1 protein-coding gene is annotated in these 789 nt (G+C 39.7%); it reads right to left on the bottom strand.

Annotation, left to right across the window (positions count from 1 at the left end; all coding sequences use genetic code 11):
• Positions 1-143 precede the first annotated feature (143 nt).
• Positions 144-789, bottom strand: a 646-nt coding sequence (locus tag FHQ08_RS12620) for an IS3 family transposase (protein WP_230914742.1), incomplete at its 5' end; no start/stop codon positions are given.

Raw genomic sequence — 789 nt, 5'->3', positions numbered from 1 at the left:
ACACGATTTGAGAGATTTTTTTCGATATTCCGATGGGCGATTATTTCATCACTTCGATCGAATATCAAACCCACACCGTTTGACATCTGATCGAAGTGATGAAGAAGCCCGTTATGGAATATGCGTCAAAAAATAATGGTTATTTAGGCTCGCTTAGCTAAATTCTCCATTTGTTCTGGAGTTAAATAATCGATACTGCTGTGGATCCGATTACGATTATAAAAACCTTCAATATATTGGAAGATAGCCCGATGGGCTACTTCAAAATCTTCGTACAGCTTTGCAGGATAGACTTCCTCTTTTTTGATTGAGGCGTGAAATGATTCAATACCGGCGTTGTCATAAGGGCAGCCCTTTCGGCTGAAAGAATGCTGAATATTTAGTTCTTGTAATCTGGATTCATAGGCAGCACTAGTGTACTGAGCGCCAAGATCTGAGTGGATGATCAAATCCTTGGTCGGCACATTATTCAATAGAGCATGTTCAAGTGTGTCAAGAACAAGTTTTACGGTCATTTGTTTGCCATATTTCCAGCCAATGATCTTTTTAGTGTGGAGGTCTTGGATCGTAGATAAATAAGTCCAACCGTCTTTTCGAGTGTGAATATAAGTGATATCGGTTGCCCATTTTTGATTGATAGTCGTTGTTGTAAAGTCCTGGTTCAATAAATTTTTTCGGCCTTCGGTTATTGGCTTTGAAAATCGACTCGGTTGATACTTCTTAACAGTGATGGCCCGTAGGCCCAACGTTTTCATGAGTTTTTGAACTCGCTTCAAGGAAATATGCTCA

The sequence above is a fragment of the Agrilactobacillus fermenti genome (assembly GCF_021030645.1).
Taxonomy (GTDB): Bacteria; Bacillota; Bacilli; order Lactobacillales; family Lactobacillaceae; genus Agrilactobacillus; species Agrilactobacillus fermenti.
The sequence above is the reverse complement of the archived record's forward strand: the minus strand, read 5'-3'. Positions and strand labels throughout refer to the sequence as shown.